Origin of the sequence: Methylocapsa sp. S129 (genome assembly GCF_009765995.1) — a bacterium.
GTDB lineage: Bacteria > Pseudomonadota > Alphaproteobacteria > Rhizobiales > Beijerinckiaceae > Roseiarcus.
Window position 1 is genome coordinate 217917 of the sequence record NZ_LMUI01000059.1, and the last position, 26034, is coordinate 243950.

The following is a 26034-nucleotide window of genomic DNA, read 5'->3' on the forward strand; positions in this document are numbered from 1 at the left end:
CGTGATCGCGCCGCAGGGGGCCAGCGCCGCACGCGAGCTGGCGGGGCTGGTCGAAGCCTGCGACGAGAGCTTGCCGATCGCGGTGTGCGCCGCGCTGGCTGAGATGATCGTTCAACTGCATCGTCTGGATGAAGCGATCGACCGGTTGGACAAGGGCTTCGCCAAGGCGGCGAAGGCCAATGCGACGGCGCGGCGGCTGATGACGATCCCCGGCGTCGGGCCGATCACGGCCTCGGCGATGACCGCCAGCATTCAGGACCTTTCGGTCTTTTCCGGCCCGCGTGAGTTCGCGGCCTTTCTTGGTCTGACGCCCAAACAGAACTCGTCTGGCGGCAAGCCAAGGCTCGGGCGCATCTCGAAGATGGGCAATCGATACTTGCGCAAATTGCTCGTCGTAGGCGCACACGCCGTGCTGCGCCATCGCAAGGCGTATGACGATGCGATGCGGACGTGGGCCAAGAGGCTTATCGAGAAGAAGCCATTCAAGCTGGTGGCGGTGGCGCTAGCCAATAAAATGGCGCGCATCGCCTTCGCGGTCATGAAGGCTGAAACGAGCTATCAAGGTGTTCCGGCCTAACGCGCCGGGTTGAGATCGCGGCCGAGCGCTCGCAAGAGCCAAGGGCCGCACTGGACGAAGCTAAGCTTCGCCAGGAGAGGTCGAGGGTGACCAAGAGGTGATGCGAAGGAAAGCGGATTGATCCTAAAGCCCGTTGCACTGTCTGCGCATCAAAGCGCGATACGGTGATGGAGGGCTAGGGATCAGCGGACAACATCAGGGCCAGAATTACGGTGACAGGCCCGTCATTTCCCTATTATTTTCGTGTCTTGACGGTCTGGCGCGCCAACTTCGCCTTCGGCTTAGGCCCGCGCTTGCCCGGCGTCACGCTGCGCCCGAGCTGGCGGCCGATCGCGTCCAGAAAGGCGGGGGCGCCGAGCGGGCGCCCGATCAGTTCGCTGCGGCGCAGCGGAATGAAAGCGTCGTCGTCGGCGGGCCCATCGAGAAGATCGGCGAAGCGCGGCGCGCGTTCAAGCAACGGCCGCACGTCGACGAGGCCGTCGTCGCGCCCTTGAAGATGCGCCCGCACGCTCGAATGCGGCCAGTCCTGCGCCCGCGCCGCCAGCCGCGCCCGCACCGGGTTCAGCGCGACATAACGCGCGGCGCCCATCAAATGGTCTTCGTCCATCGCCACCGAACCGAAGCGCCCCTGGAACAAATGCCCGGTCTGGCGCGCCCGCGCGTTGACGTAGCCGGCATAGAGCCTATGCGCGCGCGCCAAAGCGAGCGCGAGACCAGAAGCGTCCCGCGGCGTAAGGATCAGATGCGTGTGATTGGGCATCAGGCAATAGGCCCAGCAGGAGACGCCAAAGCGGCGGCAGGACTCGGCCAGCCAATCGCGATAAAGCGCGTAATCGCCATCCTCGAAGAATATTTTCTCGCGCCGATTGCCGCGCTGGGTAACGTGATGGGGCAGGCCGGGAACGACGATGCGGGCGATGCGGGTCATGAGCGGAGGTTCGCATAGGCGAATGAAAAGGTAAATACGGGCGTGTCACCGTAATATCGGCATCGACATCTGAGTCAGGGAGGAAACTAAACCGGGCTGCAAGGCTTTGATATCGCACGATTCGAAGGACTAAACTCGCCCGGCGAGAGCGCGCCGCCCCTCGTCCAGCCGAGGGCGGCGGAAGGCGCGTCGACCTCCCCTCACTTCTCCTTGGGCTTCTGATAATCCTTGATGTCGGTGAAGGCGATCTGGGGCCAGCGTTCGGTCTCATAGCGCAGGTTGAACGCCGAGCTCGCCATGAAGACGGGCGAGCCGTCGAGATCGGCGGCCATCGACGAGGGATAGGCGTTGACGAACTTGTCGAGTTCGATGCGGTCCTTGGCGCTGACCCAGCGGCAGATTTCGAAACGGCTCTGCTCGAAGGAAACCGGCAGGCCATATTCGGCGTTGAGCCGTTCGGTCAGCACGTCGAGCTGCAGGGCGCCGACGACGCCGACGATCGCGCTAGCGCCGTCATGGGGCAGGAACACCTGCACCACGCCTTCCTCGGCCATCTGCTGGAGCGCGTCGCGCAGCTTCTTGGCCTTCATCGCATCGGCGAGCTTGACCCGGCGCAGGATTTCCGGCGCAAAGCTCGGCACGCCGCGAAACACGATATCCTCGCCCTCGCTCATCGTGTCGCCGATGCGCAGCAGGCCGTGATTGGGAATGCCCACGACATCGCCGGCATAGGCTTCCTCGGCCAGCGAGCGGTCCTGCGCGAAGAAGAATTGCGGCGCCGACAGCGTGATCGACTTGCCGGTGCGCACGAGCTTGGCGCGCATGCCGCGCGACAGCTTTCCCGAGCAGACGCGCATGAAGGCGATGCGGTCGCGGTGGTTCGGATCCATATTGGCCTGGATCTTGAAAACGAAGCCCGTCATCTTGGGCTCGTTGGCGGCGACGATGCGCCCATCCGCCGCTTGCGCGCGCGGCGGCGGCGCGAACTCGGCCATCGCATCGATGAGGTCTTTCACGCCAAAATCGCGCAACGCGCTGCCAAACAGAACCGGCGTCAGATGGCCTTCGAGAAACGCCTGTTTGTCGAAGGGACGGCAGCCTTCGACCGCCAGCGTCAGCTCTTCGATCGCCGCGGCGCGCTCATGTTCGGGCAGCAGCGCGGCGATCGCAGGATCGTCGGGACCGGAGACAGAAATGTCGGGACTGTCCTTCTGCACGGCGCGCAAAGTCTTGTTGCGGATGTCATAGGCGCCGGCGAGCGCCCGGCCGCGCCCGATCGTCCAGGTCAGCGGCGCGGTGTCGAGCGCCAGCGTCTTCTCGATCTCGTCGAGCAGATCGAAGGGATCGCGCGTTTCGCGGTCCATCTTGTTGATGAAGGTGACGATCGGAATGTCGCGCAGGCGGCAGACTTCGAACAATTTGCGTGTGCGCGCCTCGATACCCTTGGCCGCGTCGATCACCATGACGGCCGAATCGACCGCCGTCAGCGTGCGATAGGTGTCTTCGGAAAAGTCCTCGTGGCCGGGCGTATCGAGCAGGTTGAAGACGCAATCGGCATATTCGAAGGTCATCACCGAGGTGACGACGGAAATACCGCGCTCGCGCTCGATGCCCATCCAATCCGAGCGCGTCTGGCGCCGGTTGGCTTTGGCGCGCACTTCGCCGGCAAGCTGAATGGCGCCGCCAAACAGCAGGATCTTTTCGGTCAGCGTCGTCTTGCCGGCGTCGGGATGCGAGATGATCGCGAAAGTGCGCCGGCGTGCGACGGGGTCGGGTTCGTTCATGATTCCAGGGGGTGTGGGGGAAAGGCTTGGCGCCTCCCTTATCCCGCCAGCGGCGCGAGGGGAAGGGCGGGCGTCACAGCCACAGCCATAGCGCGCCCAACGCCAAGGTGATCAGGGTCAGCGGCGCGCCGATTCTGAAATAGTCCCAAAAACTGATCGCGATGCCCGACGCCGCCGCCTTTTGCACGACGATCAGATTGGCGATCGACCCCAGCACGGTGAAATTGCCGGCCAGCGTCGAGGCCATGGCGACGGTCAGCCACGCGCGCGTGGGGTCGGCGAGCGGCTCGACGAAAGGCTTCAGCATCAGCACGGCGGGCACATTGCTGACGAGGTTCGAAAGCACGGCCGTGACGCCGGTGAGAACGGGCAATTGATCGAGATGCAGCCGGCCGACCGCTGCGACGATATCGGGGGTGAGCAGCGCATGCTGCGCGCCCGCCACGATGATGAACAGGCCGGCGAACATCAGCAGCAGCGACCAGTCGATCTCGGCATAGACGCGCTGGCTCTTCACCCGCCGGGTGAGCAGCAGCAGGCCGCCGATGATGATGGCCGCCTTGGCCGGCGGCTGGCCGGCGAAAAACAGCGCGATCATCAGCGCCGTCGCCAGGAGCGACCGGATGACCAGCGCGCGATTGAAGCGCAGAACCGGGGGGGGCGCGGTCAGCGGTTCCCGGTTGGCGAATTCCTCGCGATGAAAAAGAGCCACCAGCCCGATCGTGATCGCCAGGCCCGCCAGCGCGACCGGCCCGAGCGCCCGGGCGAAAGTCACGTAGGGGATATGCGAGAAACTACCGATCATGATGTTCTGCGGATTGCCGGTGATGGTGGCGGTCGAGCCGACATTCGACGCCATCGCCACCGCCAGCAGATAGGGAACGGGCTTGCGCCCCATCGCGACCGTCAGCCGCAACACGAGAGGGGCGAGCACCAGGCAGATCGCGTCATTGACCAGAAAGGCCGAAAGCACTCCCGAGGTCAGGACAATGCCGCTGAGCAGGATCAAAGGCCCCTTGGCGCGCGCCGTCACCCAGGCATTGGCGATCGCGAAGAAGCCGGAAAGGCGCAAATTGGCGACGACGATCATCATGCCGAGCAGCAGGACGATGGTGTCGAGATCGATCGCCTTATAGGCGTCGTCGAGCGGAAGGGCGCCCGATCCGACCATCAGGCCGGCGCCGACCAGCGCAATGCCGGCCCGGTCGATGCTGAGCCCGGGAATCCTGCCGATCGCCAGCGCCAGGTAGCTGCCGATGAAAATCACAGCGGCCGCGACGCTGCGACCCTCGACGCCGAGGCGATCGCCGGCCGGAAGCATCTCCGGCGCCAAGGCGGCGGCGACAGCGCTCAGGACGACGAGTGCGACGACGAGAATGCTGAGGATGCGCGGCCAATGGCTTCGGTTGGGCGTCACGATCCGGCCGGCGGTTTGATCATTGCCGGCATGTTAGGCGCTCCCACCCAGCGATGAAAGAGCGCTTTGCAACGTTTGCGCGAAAGGAGAGTTTGGCGCATGAAGCGCACGGGAACGCTCGCGCCGTCAGGGAGGTTCATGCCGATGTTCGCTCCGTCTCGCCCGCAGGATCGACCCGTCTTCGACGCGTCGTTTCAGGCGAGCTTCGTCGAATTGCTGGCCTGGCGGCGCGATGTCCGTCGGTTTCGCCGAGACGAAATTCCCGAGGCGCTGCTTGGTTCCCTGCTCGATCTCACCGCACTTGCGCCGTCGGTCGGCAATTGCCAGCCGACCCGCTGGGTGCGCGTCGACGATCCCGGCCGCCGGACGGCGATAACAGCCAATTTCGAGACGGCCAACAAAGCCGCGCTCGGGACCTACGATGGGGAGCGGGCGCAGACTTACGCGCGATTGAAACTCGAAGGGCTGCGCGAAGCGCCAGTTCATCTCGCCGTTTTCTGCGACGAGGGGACGCCGCAAGGGCATGGGCTCGGCGTGCTCACCATGCCCCAGACGCGGCGCTATTCCGCCGTCTGCGCTTTGCACACCTTCTGGCTCGCTGCGCGCACGCACGGGCTTGGCGTCGGCTGGGTTTCGATCCTCGACCCCGCTTCTATCGCCGCGACCCTCGATATTCCCGCCGATTGGTCCTTCATCGCCTATCTCTGTGTGGGATGGCCGCAAGAGGAGCATCTGGCGCCGGAGCTGGAGCGCGAAGGCTGGCAAGCGCGGACCGCCCATTCCCTGCTGCGGCGCTAGAGCCGGTCTTTGGGAGGCCGGCGCGTTCAGGCCTAGCGAACTTATGAGAATCCCCTCGCCCAGCCATAAAGGGGTCGGATTCTGCCGCCACGGATGCTAGAAACGAATCAATTCCCCTTATAGAGAAGTGCTGAATGTCCGCGCCATCGCTAGGCTTTTCGGTCTCCCGGCGAGCGGGCCGCCTCGCAGCGACGCTGGTCTTTCTGACGAGCGCCGCCGCCCATGCCGACACCTGGCGCGCCACCTATAGCGTCAGCCTGCTCGGACTGCCGATCGGCACGGCCGGCGCCGTCGGGGAAATCAGCCGGACGGCCTATCACATCGACGCCAACGCCAAATTGTCGGGCCTGGCGACGCTGGTCGCCAATTCAAAGGGCGCGGCAAGCGCCACCGGCGCCATCGTCGCCGGCCATATTCTGCCGGCGACCTATGCGGTGACGGCGGCCAATCCAACGTTGACGCGCACGATGCGCATGAGTTTGGCCGGCAACGCGGTGACGGGCGTCGATATTTCGCCGCCCTTCGAAAACAAGCCCGACCGCATACCCCTGAGGGATCAGGACAAGCGAGGGGTGATCGACCCGGTCGGCGCGTTCATGATCTCGCTGCCCGGCGCCGATCCGCTCGTCGGCCCCGCCGCTTGCAATCGCACCATCCCGGTATTCGACGGCTACACCCGCTTCGATGTGCGCCTTGCCTATGTCGGCCAGAGACATGTCAAATCGACCGGCTACAGCGGGCCCGTCGCAGTTTGCGCGGTCCGCTATATCCCGATCGCCGGCCACCGCCCTGATCGACCGGGAACGAAATTCATGGCCGAGAACAAGAACATCGAGCTCTGGCTGGCCCCTATGGAGTCAGCCCGCCTCCTCCTGCCCTATCGGATTTCGGTGCGCACGATGATCGGCACCGCGGTGATCGAGGCGTCGGAATTCAGCATTGATGCGCAGAAGTAGCGCGAGCGGGAGCGACGCCCCTACCCTGTTGGTACTTCAGTTGAATTCGTCGGGGAGGAATGGCAGCGGCATGACGCCGACGCCGTCTTCGATCAGCGCGCGCGCCTCCTCGGGCGTCGCCTGTCCGCGGATCGAACGCGCCGGCGCGTCGCCGTCATGGATTGCGCGGGCCTCCTCGGGGAACTTCGCTCCGACATCATCGGTATTGGCGATGATCTCCTGACGCAAATGGCGCGCCATTTCGCGCAGGCGCTGCTGCCGCTCGTCGAGAAGCGCGACCGGGGCGGCGGCTCTGTCAGGGCGAGGCCGTTGCGCCTTCTGGCCGCTGACGATCGCGGGCGCCATCATTGCTTTGGACACCCGCGTCGAGCCGCAATCGGGACAGGCGATCAGGCCGCGCCGCGCCTGCGCGTCATAGCTGTCGCTATTGGGGAACCAGCTTTCAAACGAATGGGCTTTGTCGCAACTCAGCGCATATTTGATCATGCTTCAGCCTGCGAGCAGCGGGGCAAGCTCGCCCGCCGCATCAAGCGCATGAATGTCGTCGCAGCCGCCGACATGGCGCTCGCCGATGAAAATCTGCGGCACCGTCCAGCGACCGCCCGCCCTGACCGCCATAGCGGCCTGCGCGTCGCGATCGCCATCGACGCTGATTTCCTCAAACGTCGCGTTCTTTTTGCGCAACAGAGCCTTGGCGGAATCGCAATAAGGACAGGTAGCCTTTGTATAGATCGTGATCGGCGGCATCGGTGGGCCTTCGCTCCAGCGCGTAAAGTCTACGGGAAACATATCATTATATGGGGCGTCACGGTGATGTCACAACCCGCGCGAACACGAGCAAATCGACCTGGGCCGCCCCGCCGCGCAGCAGCGCGCGCGCCGCCGCATTGGCGGTGGCCCCCGATGTCAGGACATCGTCGACAAGGACGATTCGACGCCCTTTCAGCCGCGCTTGCGCCGCCGCGGGCGCCCGAAAGGCGCCCTGGACATTCTCCGCCCGCTGTGCGCGGCTCAGGCCGACCTGGCTCTGCGTCGCTTTGACGCGGGTCAGAAGAAACGGCTCGCAGGGCGCGCCGGTTTCCCGCGCGACCGCGTGCGCCAGGGCCGCCGCCTGATTGAAGCGCCGCGTCCACAGGCGCAGCGCATGCAGCGGCACCGGCGCAAGCGCGTCGGCGCCCGCCAGAATGTCGGCGCCGGCGCGCGCCATCCAGCGCCCCATCGGCTTGGCGAGTTCGCCGCGATCGGAATATTTGAGCCGATGCACGAGCTGGCGCGCCGGTCCATCCTCAAAACGCGCCACCGCGCGGGCCCGGGCGAAAACGGGCGGGTCGGCGATCGCCTGCGGCGACAGCAGGCCGGGCCCCAGATCCTGTTCGAACGGCGTTCCCAGCCGCTCGCAGAACGGCCGCTCGATGAAGCGCATCCGGCGCCAGCATTCCGGGCAGAGCGCGCCGGTTTCGGCGATGGCCGCGCGGCAGGCAAGGCAGGTCGGCGGATAGATCGCATCGAGCGCGATGCGTCCGAGAGAGGCGATCGCGCCGGCTAGACGCGGCCACGCGCCCGCCTGCGGCTGGCGAGGATCGGCTTCAGCAAACGGCGCATGCATGTCTGGAGCCTAGCCGAGGCGCGACCTTTACGCGAGAGGCGCACGCGGCCATAAACGCTCCCGTGTCCGCGCCCGGCCAGCCCATTGCTCACGAGATATTCGACCGTTCTCTCGCCCGCGCCCGGCTGGAGCGGGCTCTGCGGGCGTTTACCCAAGAGAGCGGCGCCGATTTTCTGTTGCAGCGCGCGACGGGCGAGCTTGCCGACCGGCTCTCGCTGGTGAAGCGCACGTTCGGCGTCGCCGTCGATCTGGGAACGCCCGGCCCTCATGCCGCCATGGCGCTGGCCGGCGACACCCGGATCGGCTTTGTCCTTCGCGCCGCCCCGACCGCTGAGGGAATTGGAGAGGGAACTTATGCCCGCATCGTCGCCGATGAGGAACGATCGCCGCTTGCCGATGCAAGCTGCGATCTCATCGTCTCGATCCTGGCGCTCCAGGGCGTCAACGATCTGCCTGGCGCATTGATCCAGATCCGCCGCGCTTTGCGGCCGGACGGCCTGTTTCTTGGCTGCGTTATGGGCGGCGAAAGCCTGAATGAGCTGCGCCAGAGCCTAACCGCCGCGGAGAGCGAAATCCGGTCGGGCGCTTCGCCGCGCGTCGCGCCATTCGCCGACGTGCGCGTCTTGGGCGCGCTGCTGCAGCGCGCCGGCTTTGCGCTGCCCGTCGTCGATCTTGACCGCGCCGTCACCCGCTATGGCGATATGCTCGCCGTGATGCGCGATTTGCGAGCGATGGGCGCCGCGAACGCGCTGGTCGCCCGCAGCCGTGCGCCTCTGCGCCGCGACGTCCTGTTTCGCGCAGCCGAAATCTACGCCGGGCGCTTTGCCGACGCGGACGGCCGCCTGCGCGCGACATTCGACATGGTCTGGCTCGCGGGATGGGCGCCCCATGAAAGCCAGCAAAAGCCGTTGAAGCCGGGATCGGCGACGATGCGGCTGGAAGATGCGCTGCGCGGACCGGGAGAAGGCGGCGGACAAGGCTTCGGCTAAGTCGCTTGTCTTTTACGAGCGACAGCATGCTCCAATGTCTGCCGAATGAACCGTTGATAGGGAATGCCTCGTTCTTTTGCAGTCTCCCGGACAGCACGAAGAAGGGACTCAGGCAATCGCATATTGATCTGCGCATCTTTGGCTTCGAACTCGAACCCGGCTGGTTTGAAACCTGAGAGGTCATATTCCGAAAGATCGGCCGTATCGATGAATGTCTCGGCCTCTTCATCTGTCTTGAAGATCGGGATTGTTTTGCTCATAGCGATTGACTTCCTTGGCGTGCATGTAGCGGGCACCGATCGGTCTTATGAATATTTTTCCTTCGCGCTCCCTCATCGTGAAAACAAGAAAAACGTGACGTCCTTGCACCGTCTTTCCTATGCCCTGGAACCGCAGCTCGACCACTGAATGGGCGCGGTCAGGTCGTATGGCGAATGCCGGGCTGCGACAGAGCGCTTCGATTTCTCCAATCGAAACGCCATGTTTCTGACATTTGTCTCGATTGCCCGCGTCCCATGCGACGCCTGCTATTTCAAGAGGCGCGTTCAAAGAATATGTCATTTGTATATACAAAAATCAATCATGAAGTGCGCGCGCCGCAATTTTCTAGTTTTGGTCAATGAAAGTTCCGTCCGCCCGGCATCGCGCGGATGAGATCGCGTTCTTCGATGTCGGTCGTCTGCGCCACGGGCGCCGGCGCAGCGATGGGCGCCGCGCGCGGCGTTTTGCTCCCTCGCCTGTCCCCGCCGGCGGGCGGCGGCCGCCGCGCCTCGTCGGCGGGGCCGGTTACGTCGAGTTGCGGACCGCGCTCGGATAAAAGTCCGAGCATTGAAGTCAAATCTTCCAGCCTATCGGCAATAAGGTGAATGACGCCGGCTTCGCTTTGCAGCTTGCCGGTCACGGCGACAAAACGTGCGCCGATGACGATGGGGCGCAGCCTCTCGAAGACCTTCGGCCAGACGATGACATTGGCGATGCCGGTCTCATCCTCGATCGTCATGAAGATGACGCCGCTGGCCGTGCCGGGGCGTTGGCGCACCAGCACGAGGCCTGCGACGGCGACGCGCGCGCCGGACTTCATCTCGGCCAGCGCCTCGCTGCGCAATATCCCGCGCGCCTCCAGTCGCCGACGCATGAAAGCGACGGGATGAGCCTTGAGGGAGAGCGCAAGGCTGCGATAATCCTCCACCACATGCGCGCCCAGCGGCATGGGCGGCAGCTTTGCATCGGGCTCATGCTCGCGTGTGGGACGGCTCGCCGAAAACAGCGGCAGATCGTCCTGATCGCCGACCCGATCCAGGCCCCGCACCGCCCACAGCGCCATGCGCCGGTCCAGACCCAGCGAGCGAAACGCGTCGGCGTCGGCGAGCCGTTCCAGGACACTGGCGTTGAGCCCCGTGCGCAGCCAGAGATCCCGGACGGAATCATAGCCCGCGCCGCGCCGCTCGACGAGGCGCTTCATATCCGCCTCGCTCATACCGAGTATCTGGCGAAAACCCAGGCGCACGGCATGGGTCGTGCGGATATCGGGCGCCATGGAGGCGTGGCGGCGGTGAATGGGGAACCCCTTCTCCCGCACGGCGGGACGGACGAATGCCTCGCATTCGCCTTGGGAAAGGGGCTCGACGAAGTCGGGTCGGATGAGGGCGGTTGCCATATCCACGACGCCCGAGGTCTCGATCGAACCAACCGCCCTCATCCGACCCTCGCTAACGCGAGGGCCACCTTCTCCCGCGCAGCGGGAGAAGGGATCGCTATCTCTCTCCAGCGTGCAATCCCAATCCGACAGATTCGCATCCGCCTCCCGCACCTCCACCCCATGTTCCCTAGCGTCGCGCACGATCTGCGAGGGCGCGTAAAATCCCATCGGCTGCGCATTGAGAAGGCTCGCGCAGAACACATCGGGATAGCGGCATTTTATCCAGGCCGAGGCATAGACCAGCAGCGCGAAACTCGCCGCGTGGCTCTCGGGAAATCCATAGCTGCCAAAGCCCTCGATCTGCTTGAAACAGCGCGCGGCGAAATCGCGGTCATAGCCTTTGGCGACCATGCCTTCGATCATCTTCGTCTCAAACAAGCCGATCGTGCCAACGCGTTTGAATGTCGCCATCGCGCGGCGCAATTGGTCGGCCTCTTCGGGCTTGAAACCCGCGACGATAGCGATTTTCATCGCCTGTTCCTGAAACAGCGGTATGCCGAGCGTTTTGCTGAGCACGGCTTCGAGTTCTTCGGAGGGATAGCCAACCTCATCGATCCCCTGCCGCCGCCGCAAATAGGGGTGCACCATGTCGCCCTGGATCGGGCCGGGGCGCACAATGGCGACCTCAATGACGAGGTCATAGAATTTTTCTGGCCTGAGCCGCGGCAGCATGGACATTTGCGCGCGGCTTTCGATCTGAAAGACGCCGATCGTGTCGGCGCGCTGGATCATCGCATAGACGCAAGCTTCCTCTGGAGGAATATTCGACAGCGTCAGGCGCCGATCATAATGCTTGTCGATCAATTCGAAGCCCTTGCGCAGAGCGGTCAACATGCCGAGCGCGAGCACGTCGACCTTCAGAATGCCCAGCGCATTGAGATCGTCCTTGTCCCATTCGATCGTCGTGCGGTTGTCCATCGCGGCGTTCATGATCGGCACGACTTCGTCGAGCCGGTCGCGCGTGATGACGAAGCCACCGCTATGCTGCGACAGATGACGCGGAAAACCGGAAAGCTCACCGGCAAGTTCAATCGCCATAGCCAATGCCCGATCGCTAGGATCGAGCCCGAGGCTGCGCATCTCCGCGTCTTTGATCTTCCCTGAGCTTTGCCCCCAAGTGGTGCTCGTCAAAACGGTGATGAGATCGTCCGAAAGCCCAAACGTCTTCGCGACTTCGCGGACCGCCGAACGCGTGCGATAAGTGATGACGGCGGCCGCTAAACCCGCCCGTTCGGGCTTATAATGCCGGTAGATATATTGTATCACCTCCTCGCGCCGCTCATGCTCGAAATCGACATCGATATCGGGCGGCTCCTTGCGATCGGTGGAGATAAAACGCGCGAAAAGAAGGTCGTGCTTTGAAGGATCGACCTCGGTGATGCCCAGGCAATAACAGATGGTGGAATTGGCGGCCGAACCGCGCCCCTGAGCCAGAATGCCTACATTTTCTGAGCGCGCATAACGAACGATATCATGCACGGTCAGAAAATATGGCGCATATTCGAGTTCTGCGACTAGCGCGAGTTCATGGTCAAGGGCTTGCGTAACATTGGGCGGGACGCCGTTGGGATATCTGGCGCGCGCGCCTTCCCGCGCGAAGGCCTCCAGCGCCTCTTGCGGCGTGGAATAGCCTTCGCGCAATTCCTCGGGATAATTGTGCTTGAGTTCGTCAAGACTGAATTTCAGACCATCGAGAAAATGAACCGTCGCTTCGAGCGCTTCCGGCGCTTCGCGAAACAGCCGCGCCATTTCGCGAGCGTCTTTCAAATGGCGTTCCGCATTGGCTTCAAGAAGGCGGCCGGCGTCGTCGATTTTTACGCCTTCGCGAATACAGGCGACGACATCGGCGAGCGGACGCCGTTCGGGGCCATGCATGAGGACGTCATTGGTCGCCAACAGCGGGATTCCAGTCCGGCGCGAAAGCGCGACGCGCGTCGCCAAGTCGCCGCGCATACTGGCGCCATATGTCATGGACGCCGCGAGCCACAGGCGGTCGGGGAAAGCCTCCCGCAAACAGGAAATGAAGGATGCGTCATGGCCCCCTTCGGGCATTGCGCCGCGTGCGACGCTTTTTTCCGCAGGGGCGGCGGGGCTCGCCTCCGCCATCGCAACAATCTGCAAGCCCTGCCCCCATTCAAGGAGGTCTTTAAGCGTCAGATGGCATTGGCCTTTCTCGGCCCGCAAATTGCCGACCGTCAAAAGCCGGCAGAGCCGGCCATAAGCGTCGCGATCCCTGGGATAGGCCAGAATGTCGGGCGTTCCATCGGTAAAGACCAGCCGCGCGCCCGTGACGACCCTCATCTTGCCGATGGCTTTGGCGTTCTCGCGTGCAAAGACGTGAGCGCGGACAACGCCAGCAAGCGAATTGCGGTCGGCTATCCCAATCCCCGTCAGTCCAAGATGCGCCGCCTGGGCGACCAGTTCTTCGGGGTGAGACGCGCCGCGCAAAAACGAGAAATTCGTCGCCGTCGCGAGTTCGGCGAAGCGAGGCTCGGCGCGGATCATGCGAATAATCCGTGCAGGAACCATTTCGCACGGATCGTCTCGCGCCCATACAGCCCTTCGCGGTAAAGCCAGAAGCGGCGCCCCTGCATGTCCTCGGCGCGGAAATAATCCCGGGTCAGCGCATCCGCGCGCCGCCACCATTCGGCCGCGATGCGCTCGGGACCTTCGATCGCGACGATCTCATGCAGGACGCGGCGCCATTTGAAACGCAATGGCGGCCCGTCGGGGATTTCGGCAATCGCCTCGATCATCTCCGGTCGTTCGAACAGACGAAGCGGGCGGGTCGGCGGCGCCGCCTGCGCCTCTCTCTCCTCCGCAAGAGAGAGAAGGGCGGCTCGAACCTTCGGCGCCGCGCGCGCCGATGCGGGAATGGCGGCGACGGCGAATTCCGGAATATGCGTATCCATGAGCTCCAGCCGCGTCACGCGGCGGGCGCCGAGCCGCGCGCTGAGCCGGTCCATGAGGTCGGCAAGATTGCGTTCCCGCTCGCCTTCATGGGCTTGCTCAAGCTCCCTTTGCGAGGACGCGAGCGGCTCGGCGACAAGGCAGGAAAGGCGCACGATATCGATACCGTAACCGGCGTCGAGTTCGTCTTCGCCTGGCGCATCGAGACGTTCGCGAAACAGCCGCGCGATGGTTCCGGGATCATTGAGAGGCCGGCCGGCGCCCACGCCAATGCGGCGCATCGCGCCATCGACGCGGAACAGGCGAACCTCGAACTGCCGACCGCCTTTAGCCTGGCGATCGAGCAAAACAACAAGATCCTGCGCGAGTCTGGCGATTGTCCCCTCGACATCCTCGCGCCTGGAGATCGCGCTTGCAAAACGCCGTTCGGCGGAAAAAGCCGGCGCGGCGAAGCGGGGAGAAATGGCGCCGCGCTCCAATCCAAAAAGCGCGTCGAGACGGTTCATCACATCGGCGCCAAAGCGCGCGGCAATCGGCGCACGCGGGCGCAGCGCGATATCGCCGATGCGCCGCAGGCCGGCGCGGTTCAAATCCGCGACGGTCTTGTCGTCAAGCCCAAGCGCGGTCAGCGGCAGGCCGTGAAAGATTTTGGCCAACAGCCCGTCCGATGCGCCGGCCGGCGCGATGCGCCGATCGGAGAATCGCGCCAAAGCCCAGGCTGCGCGCGGCGTATCGGCTATGCCCACAACGACGCCAAAACCTTGCGCGGCGAGACGCACCTCGATCTCATCGGCCATTGTTTCTTCGCCGCCAAACAGATGCGCGACGCCGGCAATGTCGAGCATGAGCCCGTCCGCGCCGTCGAGCGCGACAAGCGGCGTGAATCTGGAGCACCAATCGGCCAGCCTTGCGAGCAGCCGCGCCTCTTCTTCAGGCGCGGCTTCGACGGCGATGAGATGGGGGCGGCGCGCGCGCGCATCGGCGAGAGAGAGACCGGGCGCCAGCCCCAGATTCGCCGCCAATCGATCGACGCAAACAAGCTTTTGTGCGCCCTTGATTTTGGCGATGGTGACGAGCGGCGCGGTTCTTTCGCTTTGTCGCGAGGCCTGCCGCCGCGGGACTTGTTGTCGTGAGACTTGGGCTGCTTCAGCGTCGCGCAACGCTTTCGCCCGATCCGTCGGCAGCCGCACGAACCATAGGGAGAGAAATCGTCGGGTCACGAAAGCACCTTTCAACGCCATTCCACTCGAGGCGGATCACGCGCGCCTCATCGAAGCCGCGCGTCGGCGGCCCTTGAGCGGAGGGGCGCAGTCGCGCTTTGAGCAACCGCGCCGCGAAGGCGGGCGCGCCAGGCAGGCCAAGCCGGCCGCCAGCCGGCTCAAGGCGCCGGCTTGAGGCCGCAGCAATCTCGAAACGCGTTTCAGCCGCACTCGAGATGGCGTCGGCCCGCCCGAAGGCCCCGCCATGAACGAGCAGGGCGGGCGCGCGGCCGGCCCTTGCCGCCAGCAGCAATCGACGGGAGGCGGCAAGGCCGTAATGCCGCGTCAGACTCCACATTTCTCCGACCACAACCGCCAGTGCGCCGCTTTTGAGCGCTTCCTCCATCGCCCAGAGCAAGGCTGGCGCGTCGGGCGCGCGGACGAAGACGAGCCGGCCAAGGCCAAGCCCATAGGCGGCGAGTCCCGGCCCATAGAGAGCGCCTGTCTCGCGCGCGCAAAAATCTTCGCTGACGAGCAAGGCCGTCGAAGAGCGACGCGATGCCGCGGTAAAACGCGCCGCCAAGGCCATAGCGAAACCGACCGCCGCCGCCCCGTCGCCAGCCTGCGCGGGGGCGATCTCGTGCAAGGAATCATCCGACAATCCGCCGCCAAGCGCCGGATCGAGCGCCCGCGTCACAGGGAGCTTCAAAGGCGCGCGCTTGTGTGCGGGCCCATAATGAGCCTCGATCCCATCGATGGCGTTGCGTAAACGCGCCATGCTTTCCGTTTGGTCGCCTTGCGACATTCGTTCCGTCACCCCTATGTTCCCTATTTGTTCTAATGTGACTGAACGCTAAGAAGAGTCAAGGGGACGAACGCTATGGCCAGGATTCCCAATCTTGCGAAGCGCGTAGATTTGAGCGGCGCAGCCTGGCGCAGCGGGACGCCGCGCGACAGACTGACCGCCAAACCTGGCGCAATCTCCATCCCCAGGACGACGATAATCCGCGCTGGACAAGGCTTTCCGCGCTACCTATAAACCGCCAACCGTCGCATCTTCACGCGAGCGGAACGCCCAGGTAGCTCAGTTGGTAGAGCATGCGACTGAAAATCGCAGTGTCGGTGGTTCGATTCCGCCCCTGGGCACCACGCCTTTTCCCATTTAGGCTACGAAGTCACGGCAAAATCAATCACTTGTAGGTGATGTCCGTACGACGTGGCTACGCAGCTTTACGCCAAACTATCCGGCGACTTTTCCACCACGCCTTGTTGCGGGATTCTGTTGGTGCGAGATTCGGCCGCTGGTTCCTTAGAGTCCGTTTGAGAACGGTCATTGGTGAACGGCGCGTCTGAGGAGCATGCTTCCGAGGGCGACGTGGATCATGGCCTGGGAACAGCCGATGCGCTCCTCGCAGTCTCGCACGAGCCGGCGCCAGAGGGGCATCCATCCGGAGGTGCGCTGACGACCTAGCGGCGCGGCACGACTTCGAAGCCCTTGGCGGTATCGGACCGTCTGACGATTTCGATGGTGAAGTCGAAGACGGCGGCCTTGTCCATGAGTTTGGTGCGATCATAGGCGCTGTCGCGTCGATGGGGGCCACATCCCAAGCTTGAATTACGACCAACCAAACCGTTCAATGGGTTCTCAAACGGACTCTCAGCTCTCTCTCATTCAAAGAAGCCAAGTTCAAGGGCGGCCAAGGCGCTCGCGTCCACCGCTACGCCCTTCCTCCGAAAGCGGCGCGACCATCGTCAAACGATCGACAAGTGAGCCATCTCAAGAAACGCGCCTGTAACCACACCGATCTAACCATGCTCGATGCGTTGGAGATAGGTTTTGATCAAATACCGACTTCTTCACCAGCAATGTCGCCAGGGTTTTCCATTACGCGCGACTCAACTGCCTGCTTCAAATGTTCTTGCTCCTCGGCAGCGATATTGCGTGCGTCGGTGATCGCCTTAATGGCAAGGCCGACGATCGCTAACGCCCCCAAAAAAGCGATCGCCAAATCCAACTTTGAAGGGCCGTTCGCATAGGATTCGTGAATCCCCACAACGGCGCCTAAAAGCGCCCACGCCACCATCAGGATACGAAATTCGGTGGCGCCGAGGCCAATGTAGGCCATCTGATGAACATTTTCGACGGCGGCGCGAATGTAGGTGTACGAGGAGAACAGCAGATAGCAGAGCAGAACGACTAAGGCCGCAATGAGAGAAAGAAAGGGCGAAAATCCAAAACAAATGATGATCACGATTTGCGAGAACAAATCGCAGGTGTGATCAACGAGAAAGCCAAATCTAGGACGTTCCGCCTTGCGGTAACGCGCCAGACTTCCATCGAACGAGTCCCCGAACCAGTTAAGAACGACCCCTAAGACAAACAGGGGAAGCCAAAAAAAGGATCCGTTGCACCCAATCAGCGCCGCGCCCGCCAAAACAGACCCAAATAAGCCCAATAATGTCAGGTGTAGCGACGTGACAGATCTAGGAATTCGCGGGAGAATCCAATGAATCGCGTCTTGTTCGGCATTTGCCAAGAAGCTTCGATTATGGCGGCGGACATTATCGGGTGAACCCATACACGCCCCCAAAGGGTAAGTTGCTGCACGCCCAAACGTACCCAATGAAGACGTTAGCCAAGAGAGCCAGCGCGGTCAAATCAACGGAAGGTCAATTTGTGCGTCGCAATAAATTTCTGCTCGCTGCGACTTTCTGGCCACACCGGGCAAAACGCGCCGCGCCGCAGCCCGGTCAATATCGGCCGCCGGACGGCGCGCCGCCCTCCGCCCGTTGCTGTCGCGGGCGTTGTGAGCAGGGTGCGATGAGATAGCGTCCTTCATCGTGCTTAATCGTCAGGTTGCCGCGCGTCGGTGATTTCGGCAGGACGGGCGACGTCGTTTTGCGAACCGACCGCGGGAGCGGTGTCCCAATTTGAAGCAGGCATCTCTTGGTTTGCAGAGGGCTGCTGCACATCCGCTTTCAAAGTAATCGAGCCAGAGCCCTTCACTTCCCCTTCGTCAACGCTAGCGTGAACGCGAGCAAGCAAAATCGTCTCGCCTTCGTCCTTGGTGGCGGTTGCGATGCCGCCCTCCATCATTACTTTAGAACCGGGAGGATAAATCTTAGCAATCCATTGATTTGTAAAATAATATTTGACAAGATAGCCTTTATATATTGCGTTTCTCAATTCCTCCTCCCGATCGCTACTCGACCGCAATTGTCGTTTGCACTGTCGCCAAGGACGACTTGAGCATCCCAGAAAACCGCACGACACAGAACCAATGCCTATCGACCCCCACAGACGGCGATGAAGACGCGCGGCTCAATATGGCCGTCCGGATCGGTAACATGCATTTACCCTGCCACGTTGCTCATTGGCGGTTGTGGAATGTCTTCAAGTTCCCGACGACCGATTGCGCTTCAGCGCTAATCGGGTTTGAAGACGAGGAAGCCTGAGGGGTTGCGGCGCAAGGATCGGAAGCCGGGCATATTCGGGAGCCCTTGGTTGCCGCGACCTCCGACGTTTGCGCCACAACCTTGCTGACGACACAGTGAAAGCTACGGCAGGCGTTGGTCGGCGCGCCGCAGCCGGCTTAATCGGTTCCCTTGCTGGCGCCCAGGCGCGGTTCGCGGTCTGGGCTTGGCGGGCGGCAATTGAATGCAGACGGCGGCGGGCGCCGCCGCGACGGTCAACAAGCATCTCTTGGTCATGGAATGTCCTCCTGTGAGGAAAACGGGGAGGCGCAATTCGATCGCGCCGCCGTTCGCCTACGCTGCGGCCGACCAATGGCGGCGCGCCATGGCTCCGTCGCCGAGGGATAGGAGACGAACGCTCCGGCCGAAAGCCGACGCGTCAAACGCGATTACGGCTGCGAACCGCCGAACCATTGGCTGACGACGCCTTGCGCGGGCAGTCCCTGCGGGCTGAAATTCACGCCCTGGCCGGGCCCGACCTCCGCGGCATTGGGGTCCCAGTTCCAGAAATAGACGCCGGCGAAAGCCGAATTTCCCGCCTGCTGCCAAGCTTCGAAGAAGGCTTGGTAGAGCGCCGCCTGCAAGTTCGAATCGACGACGTTGGTCGAAGATTCGGCCGGTTGCGAGGCGGCGTCGGTAGCGTTCTCATAGCCGAGTTCGGTGAAGAGGAGCGGCTTACCGACAGCAGTGGCGACGCTTGCGAAATAGGCGATGAGCGACTGGCCGCCGGTCACAGCGAGCGAAGTCGAATCGGTTGGCGGCTGCGTCCATCCGGCGATCAATTGAGCGAGCGTCGGATTGGCGGCGTCGGAGATCGGCGCATAGCAATCGACGCCGAAGAAATCGAGTTCGCCGGCGAAGCTCACCTGCGTCGCCAGATTGCCGGTCCCCACCGCCAGACCGGCGCCGCCCCATTGCCAAGGCGAGAGGTTATCGTCCCAAATGGAGGAATAGGTCAGTTTGAGCGAGGGATAGTCGGCGCGCAGCGCGCTGATGATCGAATCCCAATAGCTCTTATAGGCGGGCCCGGTGAACTGATCGAGTTCGGTACCAATCGACAGGCTCGTCGCGCCATTCGCCGCGGCGACCTGCGCCTGCTGCAATATCATCGCCTGGTAGCTGGCGAAGAACGCGTTGGCGCTCACCGAACCGGGGGCGCCGGGATTGTAATAGGCGCGCCATTCGCCCAGGCTGTAGGGCGTGCCGTTCAGGTCGGTTTGGTCGACGAAATCGACGAGCGGGCGGACCATCACGGTAAGGCCGAGGCCGGCCGCCTGCTTGATCGTCGCGCCCAGCGCGGTCAGGCTGTCGGTGTAGTTGGCGTCCGTGTAAATTGTCGAATTCTGAGGATCGATTCCATATTCGATGGAGGCTTCGATGGCGTTCGCGCCGGTCGCGGCAAGAGCGGCGAGCGAATTGGCGTTCTCATAGGCGCCGTTGTAATAAGCGACATAGTCGAAGCCTTTGTACGCCAAGGAGAAGGGCTTGACGCTGGTGTTCAGCGGCGTTCCGCCGACATTCGTCGCGTTGCCGTTGATGCGATTATCGAGATAGGAATAAAGCGTATTCGCCGTCGTATTGTTGAGAGCCCCATCGACGCTGTTCGATGCGATCACCGATCGATTGAGGTACGCGACAGCGGCGCCGGCGACGACAATCCCATATTGGTTGTTGTCCATGTAGGACGAATCCACCGTCGCGGCGACTGCGCCGCCGATGGGGGAAAGCAACAGCCCGGCATACGAATTGTTGCTGGCGACGCTGTTGACGATGGTGGCGGCGAGCGCGCCGCTCGCGCCGGCGGTGTCGACGGCGACGCCATTCAAATTATTGAAGGCCGCAAGGTGGTCGATGACGACTCGGGAGTTGGCGGCGCCGCTCGGCGGCAGATAGGACAATCCGGAAAAGCCATTGTCCGACGCGATCGTGTTGGAAACGACAAAATTCATCGAACCGGATGTCGGCGCGATGAGGACGCCATTACCCGTGCCGTCGCCTATATTCTGGGCGGCGCCGTCATAGGCGAAATGACGGATGACGCAATTGACCACGGCGAGGCTGGCGCCCGAATTGAAGACGATTCCATTCGCGCCGACGCCGAGCCCGTCGATATTGAGGCCGCGCAGGGTCACCGCGTCGCTCGATCCGGCATTGATCGTGATGGCGTTGGCCCCTGCAGTCGACTGCTGCACCCCCGCCGTACCCACGCCGTCGTTGACGATGCTGAGCGCCTTGGTGATCGTTATCGCGCCGTAGCCGGCAGGATCGAGCACGTCGATCTCGCCGCCAGCGGCGATGACGTTGTCGTGGACATATTGGAAGCTGCGGCAGGCGTTCGTCGGCGCGCCGCAGCCGGCAGCGTCGGCTCCCTTCCCCGAGACCCAGGCGCGGCTCGATTGCGCCTGCGCCGGCGCGGTGAACCAAAGGACGAGCAGGGCGCTCGCGATGGCCGAATATGTCTTGAGTATGATCACGAAATTCCCCTGTAGGCCGGGCGAAGCTCTCGCTTCGTCCAGTGCGGCCCTCGGCTCTTGCGAGCCTTGGGCCGCGATCTCAACCCGGCGCGTTCGGCGATATGAGCAAAGACGCGTTCGATGAAGATGACGAGAGCGCGGCAGATACCAGAATACCCCGCACAGCCGCGCTCGACGCGCTTATTTATCTATCTCACTGCGGCTTAAGATTTGTAGCGAGTGCGGTCCCAGAAATGTCCGGATTGTTGCCGTTTATACGGTTGTCGCCATACGTATAGAAGCTATTCGGAGATGTGTTGTTCGTGACACCAGTGAGATTCGACGCAATTACGGACCTGCCCATAAGAACAAGAGGCGTGCCGGACACAACGATGCCGTTATTGTTATTGTTCATTTCCGTCGCATCCAACGTCACAGCCATTGTGCCGCCGCCGTTCCCGATCGAGATCCCAAAGTCGTCGTTGTTGCTGCTCACGCTGTTGGATATCGTCAATTTGGCGGTAGAACCGCCGGCATTCTGGCCCAGAACAATTCCATATTTATTAGCGGTGGCCAGCGTGTGGTCGATGACAACAAAGGCGTTTGTCGCTGCAGTCTGATAAAAGAGAATGCCGGCATAGCCGTTATCCGATACTGTCGCGCCAGAGATGACGAAGCGGGAGGAACTCGTCGTCGGCGATATATAGATTCCGTTACCTGTGGACTGAGACCCAGTATAGGCAAAGTGCCGGATAACGCAGTTGACGACAGTCATGGAGGCGCCCGAGTTGAAAACGACGCCATTTGCGCCGATGCCAAGACCATCGATATTGAGGCCGCGCAGGGTCACCGCGTCGCTCGTCCCGGCATTGATGGTGATGGCGTTCAGGCCTGCGGTCCCTTGTTGCACGCCGGCCGTGCCGACGCCGTCATTGACGATGCTGAGCGCCTTGGTGATGGTGATCGGGCCATAGCCGGCCGGATCGAGCACGTCGATCTCGCCGGCGGCGGCGATGATGTTATCGTGGACATATTGGAAGCTGCGGCAAGGCGACGCCGGCGATCCGCAACCGGCGGCGTCGGCTCCCTTGCCGGAAACCCAGGCCCGGGTGGCGGTTTGGGCATAGGCGGGCGGGAGGGCGAGGCCGAAAGCGGTGAGCGCCGCGGCGGTCAACAAGCATGTTTTGATCATAGAAATTCCTTGAGTTGGCGGAGACGTGGAAAAGCATTCTCAAGCTTGAGCATATCGGGGAAAATCGGAAAGCGCGCCGCTCGAAGCCGAGAGCGAGCTTCTGCCCTTCATCGCTGGCGTTTTACGACAGGGCGATCCAGGCTTCTTGACCTGCCACCCGCCGGCTGCGACCGCCGGCGCTCGCCCGGGTAAGCCTATCCGGTCGCGTCACTGCGGCTTGAAAGTCGTATTCAGTGCGGTTCCGTAAAGGTCGCCGCTCGGGTTTCCGTTTATGCGGTTATCGCCATAGGTATAAAAGGTATTCGGCGATGTCATGTTGATAACTCCGTTACCAAAGTTTCCTGTTATCACAGACCTACTCAGCAATACTTTCGCGGCGCCGTTGCCGAAAATACCATTTCCGTTATTGCTCATAGATGAAGAATCCACTGCCGCATAAATGGCAGTGTTTCTTGTAGAAAAAAACATTCCATAAGCTATATTATTACTTGCTACGCTATTGGTTATGGTGAAATAGCCGTCCCCTGTTGTCCCCCCCACAAAGATGCCAATTAAATTGTTGATGGCCACGACATGATCGATGACGCCATCGCCGTTGGGGGCACCGCTCGACGGTAAGTAGGAAATGCCGGCAGCGCCATTATCGGAGGCGATCGTGTTGGAAATTGCGAAGTATGTGTTGTTGGATGCCGAGGATGACGGCTGCATCAGGATGCCGTTGCCCGTGCCCGAAGCGCTATTCGCAAAATGCCGGACGACGCAATTGACGACGGCGAGGCTGCCGCCCGTGTTGAAGACGATACCGTTGCCGCCCGTGCCGAGACCGTCGATATTGAGGCCGCGCAGGGTCACCGCGTCGCTCGTCCCCGCATTGATGGTGATGGCGTTCAGCCCTGCGGTTCCCTGCTGCACGCCGGCCGTGCCGACGCCGTCATTGACGATGCTGAGCGCTTTGGTGATCGTGATCGCGCCATAGCCGGCGGGGTCGAGCACGTCGATCTCGCCGCCGGCGGCGATGATATTGTCGTGGACATATTGGAAGCTGCGGCAGGGCGTCGCCGGCGATCCGCAGCCGGCGGCGTCCGAGCCCTTGCCGGAGACCCAGGCGCGGTTCGATTGCGCCTGCGCCGGCGCGGCGAGGCAAAGGACGAGCACGGCGCTCGCGATGGCTGAAAATATCTTGAGTTTGATCATGGAATTCCCCTGTATGCCCGTTGATGAGAACCTGCGCATGGCGAGTTGGGAGCGCGGATCGTCTTTCGACGTTACGGCAGATCGCCCGCAGAGATCGCACGGTGGAAGACCCGCCCGATTGTCGCGGGCCGTCGTCCGCCGATGGGATCGAGCGCCCCAACCGACACGTTGCAGGCTACCCACAGCGGCGCGCGGCCGCCTCCCCCATATTGGGGAGGCGAGCAAGCCTTCTGGATTCCCTAATGAGGCTGCGCCAGCCTCGCGCCTTCAGATGGCTTCGCCGCGTTCGCAATGGCGCGCCTTGTTGGCTGGCTCTCTGTGGGATCGCGACTATGGTTTCGTCCACGGTCGGGACTCCGTCCGCCGGGCTCGCGCAAGCAAGCCTGTCCGGTCGCGTCACTGCGGTTTGAAAACCGTATTCAGCGCGGCTCCGGCAACGTCCGCCGACGTGTTATAATTGATAAGGTTGTTGCCGTAGGTATAAACCCTGTTTGGTGATGTCGCATTAAGAATTCCAGTGACATTCGAGGTTAACACCGATCGATTGAGCAAGACAACGGGATTACCTAAAGCATAAACACCCCATTCTTCGTTGCTCGTATACGAAGAATCCACCGTTACTGTAACAGTGGCGTTGGAAGAGGCAATTTCTATTCATATGGTTGAATTATTTCTTGCTATGCTGTTGGATATGGTGACAGGAACTACGCCTCCACTCGTGGATTGAGTATCGATGAAGACGCCAACTCTATTGTTGGTGGTCACGACGTGGTCGATGCTGCCATAGGTGTTGGCGGCGCCGCTCGGCGGCAGATAAGAAATGCCGGCGTTGCCATTCTCCGACGCGGTCGTGTCGGAAATGACGAAGCTCACCGGACCGGATGTCGGCGCAATAACGATGCCATTGCCCGTGCTCAGAGTGCTGCCGTCATAAGCAAAATGCCGGATGAAGCAGTTGACGACGGTCAGCCCGCCGCCTGAATTGAAGACCACGCCGTTTTGTCCGGTTCCAAGCCCGTCGATATTGAGGCCGCGCAGGGTTACGACGTCGGCTGGTTGGGCATTGATGGTGATGGCGTTCAGCCCTGCGGTTCCCTGCTGCACGCCGGCCGTGCCGACGCCGTCGTTGACGATGCTGAGCGCCTTGGTGATCGTGATCGCGCCGTAGCCGGCCGGATCGAGCACGTCGATCTCGCCGCCGGCGGCGATGATATTGTCATGGACATATTGAAAGCTGCGGCAGGGCGTCGCCGGCGATCCGCAGCCCGCGGCGTCCGAGCCGTTGCCGGAGACCCAGGCGCGGTTCGATTGCGCCTGCGCCGGCGCGGCGAGGCAAAGGACGAGCACAGCGCTCGCGATGGCTGAAAATATCTTGAGTTTGATCATGGAATTCCCCTGTATGCCCGTTGATGAGAACCTGCGCATGGCGAGTTGGGGACGCGGATCGTCTTTCGACGTTACGGCAGATCGCCCGCAGAGATCGCACGGCGGAAGGCCCGTCCGCTTGCCAACGCCGTAGTTCCATGGATGGGATCGAGCGCCCCAACTGTCAGGTTGAAGGCTACGCACAAAGGATTGCGGCCGCCTCCTCCATATTGGGGAGGCGAGCAAGGTTTCTGAACTCCCAGATGAGGCTCCGCCGGCCCCGCGCCTTCAGACGGCTTCGCCGCGTTCGCAATGGCGCGCGCTGTTGGCTGGCTCTCTGTGGGATCGCGACTATGGTTTCGTCCACGGTCGGGACTCCGTCCGCCGGGCTCGCGCAAGCAAGCCTGTCCGGCCGCGTCACAGCGGCTTGAAACTCGTATTCAGTGCTGTTCCCTCAACGTCCGCCGAGGTGTTATAATTGATAAGGTTGTTGCCGTAGGTATAAACCCTATTCGGCGATGTGCCGTTATAGACGCCCTCGACGTTCGATGTGAACACCGATCGGTTTAATAATACGATTGCCGAGCCTATGGCATAAATACCAAAACTGTTGTTGTTCATATCCGAAGAATCCACGGTGGCGGTAAGAGTGCCGCTGCCGGAGTGAGTATGTATTCCAGAGCCTGAATTATTGCTTGCTATGCTGTTGGATATGGTGACAGAGACCACGCCTCCGCCCGCGCTGCTCGTATTGAGGTCGATGCCGCTATATTGATTATTGGCAGCCACCACATGGTCGATGGCGCCCTGGGCGTTGGCGGCGCCGCTCAGCGGGTAATAAGCAATGCCTTCAAAGCCATTATCCGAGGCGATCGTGTTGGAAACGACGAATTTCATCGAGCCGGATGTCGGCTGGATCAGGATGCTGTCGCCTGTGTGCTCAGAGCCGTCATAGGCAAAATGCCGGATGACGCAGTTGACGACGGTCAGGCTGCCGCCGGTGTTGAAGACGATGCCGTTTTGGCCGGTTCCAAGCCCGTCGATATTGAGGCCGCGCAGGGTCACCGCGTCGCTCGTCCCCGCATTGATGGTGATGGCGTTTTGGCCCGCTGTCCCTTGCTGCACGCCGGCGGTGCCGACGCCGTCATTGACGATGCTGAGCGCTTTGGTGATCGTGATCGCGCCATAGCCGGCGGGGTCGAGCACGTCGATCTCGCCGCCGGCGGCGATGATATTGTCGTGGACATATTGAAAGCTGCGGCAGGGCAACGCCGGCGATCCGCAGCCGGCGGCGTCCGAGCCCTTGCCCGAGACCCAGGCGCGGTTCGATTGCGCCTGCGCCGGCGAGGCGAGACAAAGGACGAGCACAGCGCTCGCGATGGCTGAAAATATCTTCGGTTTGATCATGAAATTCCCCTGTATGCCCGTTGATGAGAACCTGCGCATGGCGAGTTGGGGACGCGGATCGTCTTTCGACGTTACGGCAGATCGCC

23 protein-coding genes, 1 tRNA gene and 1 pseudogene are annotated in these 26034 nt (G+C 62.3%); 5 read left to right on the plus strand and 20 right to left on the minus strand.

What is annotated here, in order from left to right:
* On the plus strand, positions 1–577 hold a 577-nt coding region (locus GSQ90_RS29575; RefSeq protein WP_210255013.1), incomplete at its 5' end, for an IS110 family transposase.
* 235 nt (positions 578–812) lie between these two features.
* Here GSQ90_RS29575 and GSQ90_RS29580 read toward each other — a convergent pair.
* The 3 genes from GSQ90_RS29580 to GSQ90_RS29590 all read right to left on the minus strand — a co-directional run bounded on the left by GSQ90_RS29580 (position 813) and on the right by GSQ90_RS29590 (position 4610).
* On the minus strand, positions 813–1505 hold the full coding sequence (locus GSQ90_RS29580) for a transposase (RefSeq protein WP_158818574.1): 693 nt from the start codon (positions 1503–1505) through the stop codon (positions 813–815).
* Between the two features lie 200 nt (positions 1506–1705).
* The gene (locus GSQ90_RS29585) at positions 1706–3289 is read right to left on the minus strand and encodes a peptide chain release factor 3 (protein WP_158818575.1); all 1584 of its coding nucleotides are present in this window, start codon (positions 3287–3289) and stop codon (positions 1706–1708) included.
* A gap of 73 nt (positions 3290–3362) precedes the next feature.
* Complete coding sequence (locus GSQ90_RS29590; RefSeq protein ID WP_158818749.1) at positions 3363–4610, minus strand: anion transporter; 1248 nt, start codon at positions 4608–4610, stop codon at positions 3363–3365.
* A 234-nt stretch (positions 4611–4844) separates the two neighbouring features.
* Here GSQ90_RS29590 and bluB point away from each other — a divergent pair, with 234 nt between their 5' ends.
* Complete coding sequence (gene bluB / locus GSQ90_RS29595; RefSeq protein ID WP_210255021.1) at positions 4845–5504, plus strand: 5,6-dimethylbenzimidazole synthase; 660 nt, start codon at positions 4845–4847, stop codon at positions 5502–5504.
* 134 nt (positions 5505–5638) lie between these two features.
* Positions 5639–6460, plus strand: a complete 822-nt coding sequence (locus GSQ90_RS29600; protein ID WP_158818576.1) for a DUF3108 domain-containing protein — start codon at positions 5639–5641, stop codon at positions 6458–6460.
* A gap of 36 nt (positions 6461–6496) precedes the next feature.
* Here the strand turns inward: GSQ90_RS29600 and GSQ90_RS29605 are convergent, their stop codons facing one another.
* From GSQ90_RS29605 to GSQ90_RS29615, 3 genes are read right to left on the minus strand one after another with little or no spacing between them, the layout of a single operon-like run.
* Entirely contained in the window at positions 6497–6946 is a 450-nt protein-coding gene (locus tag GSQ90_RS29605) for a DUF1178 family protein (protein WP_158818577.1), read from the minus strand.
* A gap of 3 nt (positions 6947–6949) precedes the next feature.
* Positions 6950–7207: a glutaredoxin 3 gene (grxC, locus tag GSQ90_RS29610; RefSeq protein ID WP_158818578.1), complete on the minus strand. Its 258-nt coding sequence runs from the start codon at positions 7205–7207 to the stop codon at positions 6950–6952.
* 58 nt (positions 7208–7265) lie between these two features.
* Entirely contained in the window at positions 7266–8066 is an 801-nt protein-coding gene (locus GSQ90_RS29615) for a ComF family protein (protein WP_158818579.1), read from the minus strand.
* Between the two features lie 62 nt (positions 8067–8128).
* On the opposite strand from GSQ90_RS29615, the gene GSQ90_RS29620 reads away from it, so the two are divergent.
* On the plus strand, positions 8129–9055 hold the full coding sequence (locus GSQ90_RS29620; protein WP_246731834.1) for a methyltransferase domain-containing protein: 927 nt from the start codon (positions 8129–8131) through the stop codon (positions 9053–9055).
* Here the strand turns inward: GSQ90_RS29620 and GSQ90_RS29625 are convergent.
* Genes GSQ90_RS29625 through GSQ90_RS29645 form a run of 5 tightly spaced genes read right to left on the minus strand, consistent with a single transcriptional unit; the run spans position 9052 to position 15680 of the window.
* Complete coding sequence (locus tag GSQ90_RS29625) at positions 9052–9315, minus strand: CopG family antitoxin (RefSeq protein ID WP_158818580.1); 264 nt, start codon at positions 9313–9315, stop codon at positions 9052–9054. The genes GSQ90_RS29620 and GSQ90_RS29625 overlap by 4 nt on opposite strands.
* Positions 9281–9616 (minus strand): BrnT family toxin, encoded by a 336-nt coding sequence (locus GSQ90_RS29630; protein ID WP_158818752.1) that lies wholly within the window; start codon positions 9614–9616, stop codon positions 9281–9283. Before GSQ90_RS29630 ends, GSQ90_RS29625 begins: the two co-directional genes overlap by 35 nt.
* Positions 9617–9671: 55 nt before the next feature.
* Positions 9672–13259: an error-prone DNA polymerase gene (locus GSQ90_RS29635; RefSeq protein WP_158818581.1), complete on the minus strand. Its 3588-nt coding sequence runs from the start codon at positions 13257–13259 to the stop codon at positions 9672–9674.
* Positions 13256–14884 (minus strand): DNA polymerase Y family protein, encoded by a 1629-nt coding sequence (locus tag GSQ90_RS29640; protein ID WP_158818582.1) that lies wholly within the window; start codon positions 14882–14884, stop codon positions 13256–13258. Before GSQ90_RS29640 ends, GSQ90_RS29635 begins: the two co-directional genes overlap by 4 nt.
* Positions 14811–15680: an ImuA family protein gene (locus GSQ90_RS29645; RefSeq protein WP_158818583.1), complete on the minus strand. Its 870-nt coding sequence runs from the start codon at positions 15678–15680 to the stop codon at positions 14811–14813. Before GSQ90_RS29645 ends, GSQ90_RS29640 begins: the two co-directional genes overlap by 74 nt.
* Before the next feature lie 256 nt (positions 15681–15936).
* Here GSQ90_RS29645 and GSQ90_RS29650 point away from each other — a divergent pair.
* A tRNA-Phe gene (locus GSQ90_RS29650) sits at positions 15937–16012 on the plus strand.
* Between the two features lie 181 nt (positions 16013–16193).
* Here GSQ90_RS29650 and GSQ90_RS32605 read toward each other — a convergent pair.
* From GSQ90_RS32605 to GSQ90_RS29695, 9 genes and pseudogenes are all read right to left on the minus strand, one after another.
* Positions 16194–16447 (minus strand): annotated as a pseudogene (locus tag GSQ90_RS32605) (IS5/IS1182 family transposase); the annotation flags it as partial.
* 257 nt (positions 16448–16704) lie between these two features.
* Entirely contained in the window at positions 16705–17442 is a 738-nt protein-coding gene (locus GSQ90_RS29660) for a CDP-alcohol phosphatidyltransferase family protein (RefSeq protein WP_158818585.1), read from the minus strand.
* Positions 17443–17708: 266 nt separating this feature from the next.
* The gene (locus GSQ90_RS29665; protein WP_158818586.1) at positions 17709–18050 is read right to left on the minus strand and encodes a hypothetical protein; all 342 of its coding nucleotides are present in this window, start codon (positions 18048–18050) and stop codon (positions 17709–17711) included.
* Between the two features lie 371 nt (positions 18051–18421).
* Complete coding sequence (locus tag GSQ90_RS29670; RefSeq protein WP_158818587.1) at positions 18422–18574, minus strand: hypothetical protein; 153 nt, start codon at positions 18572–18574, stop codon at positions 18422–18424.
* A 152-nt stretch (positions 18575–18726) separates the two neighbouring features.
* Positions 18727–20811, minus strand: a complete 2085-nt coding sequence (locus GSQ90_RS29675; protein WP_158818588.1) for a hypothetical protein — start codon at positions 20809–20811, stop codon at positions 18727–18729.
* Between the two features lie 193 nt (positions 20812–21004).
* Complete coding sequence (locus GSQ90_RS29680; RefSeq protein WP_158818589.1) at positions 21005–21982, minus strand: right-handed parallel beta-helix repeat-containing protein; 978 nt, start codon at positions 21980–21982, stop codon at positions 21005–21007.
* 207 nt (positions 21983–22189) lie between these two features.
* On the minus strand, positions 22190–23176 hold the full coding sequence (locus GSQ90_RS29685) for a hypothetical protein (RefSeq protein ID WP_158818590.1): 987 nt from the start codon (positions 23174–23176) through the stop codon (positions 22190–22192).
* Positions 23177–23830: 654 nt separating this feature from the next.
* Positions 23831–24562 (minus strand): hypothetical protein, encoded by a 732-nt coding sequence (locus tag GSQ90_RS29690; RefSeq protein ID WP_158818591.1) that lies wholly within the window; start codon positions 24560–24562, stop codon positions 23831–23833.
* 396 nt (positions 24563–24958) lie between these two features.
* Entirely contained in the window at positions 24959–25810 is an 852-nt protein-coding gene (locus GSQ90_RS29695; RefSeq protein ID WP_158818592.1) for a right-handed parallel beta-helix repeat-containing protein, read from the minus strand.
* Between the last annotated feature and the right edge of the window lie 224 nt (positions 25811–26034).

Coding starts and splice junctions, on each gene's coding strand:
- GSQ90_RS29580 (WP_158818574.1), bottom strand. CDS start 1,505: ATGACCCGCATCGCCCGCATCGTCGTTCCCGGCCTGCCCCATCACGTT.
- GSQ90_RS29585 (WP_158818575.1), bottom strand. CDS start 3,289: ATGAACGAACCCGACCCCGTCGCACGCCGGCGCACTTTCGCGATCATC.
- GSQ90_RS29590 (WP_158818749.1), bottom strand. CDS start 4,610: ATGCTTCCGGCCGGCGATCGCCTCGGCGTCGAGGGTCGCAGCGTCGCG.
- bluB (WP_210255021.1), top strand. CDS start 4,845: ATGCCGATGTTCGCTCCGTCTCGCCCGCAGGATCGACCCGTCTTCGAC.
- GSQ90_RS29600 (WP_158818576.1), top strand. CDS start 5,639: ATGTCCGCGCCATCGCTAGGCTTTTCGGTCTCCCGGCGAGCGGGCCGC.
- GSQ90_RS29605 (WP_158818577.1), bottom strand. CDS start 6,946: ATGATCAAATATGCGCTGAGTTGCGACAAAGCCCATTCGTTTGAAAGC.
- grxC (WP_158818578.1), bottom strand. CDS start 7,207: ATGCCGCCGATCACGATCTATACAAAGGCTACCTGTCCTTATTGCGAT.
- GSQ90_RS29615 (WP_158818579.1), bottom strand. CDS start 8,066: ATGCATGCGCCGTTTGCTGAAGCCGATCCTCGCCAGCCGCAGGCGGGC.
- GSQ90_RS29625 (WP_158818580.1), bottom strand. CDS start 9,315: ATGAGCAAAACAATCCCGATCTTCAAGACAGATGAAGAGGCCGAGACA.
- GSQ90_RS29630 (WP_158818752.1), bottom strand. CDS start 9,616: ATGACATATTCTTTGAACGCGCCTCTTGAAATAGCAGGCGTCGCATGG.
- GSQ90_RS29635 (WP_158818581.1), bottom strand. CDS start 13,259: ATGATCCGCGCCGAGCCTCGCTTCGCCGAACTCGCGACGGCGACGAAT.
- GSQ90_RS29660 (WP_158818585.1), bottom strand. CDS start 17,442: ATGGGTTCACCCGATAATGTCCGCCGCCATAATCGAAGCTTCTTGGCA.
- GSQ90_RS29670 (WP_158818587.1), bottom strand. CDS start 18,574: ATGACCAAGAGATGCTTGTTGACCGTCGCGGCGGCGCCCGCCGCCGTC.
- GSQ90_RS29680 (WP_158818589.1), bottom strand. CDS start 21,982: ATGATCAAAACATGCTTGTTGACCGCCGCGGCGCTCACCGCTTTCGGC.
- GSQ90_RS29685 (WP_158818590.1), bottom strand. CDS start 23,176: ATGATCAAACTCAAGATATTTTCAGCCATCGCGAGCGCCGTGCTCGTC.
- GSQ90_RS29690 (WP_158818591.1), bottom strand. CDS start 24,562: ATGATCAAACTCAAGATATTTTCAGCCATCGCGAGCGCTGTGCTCGTC.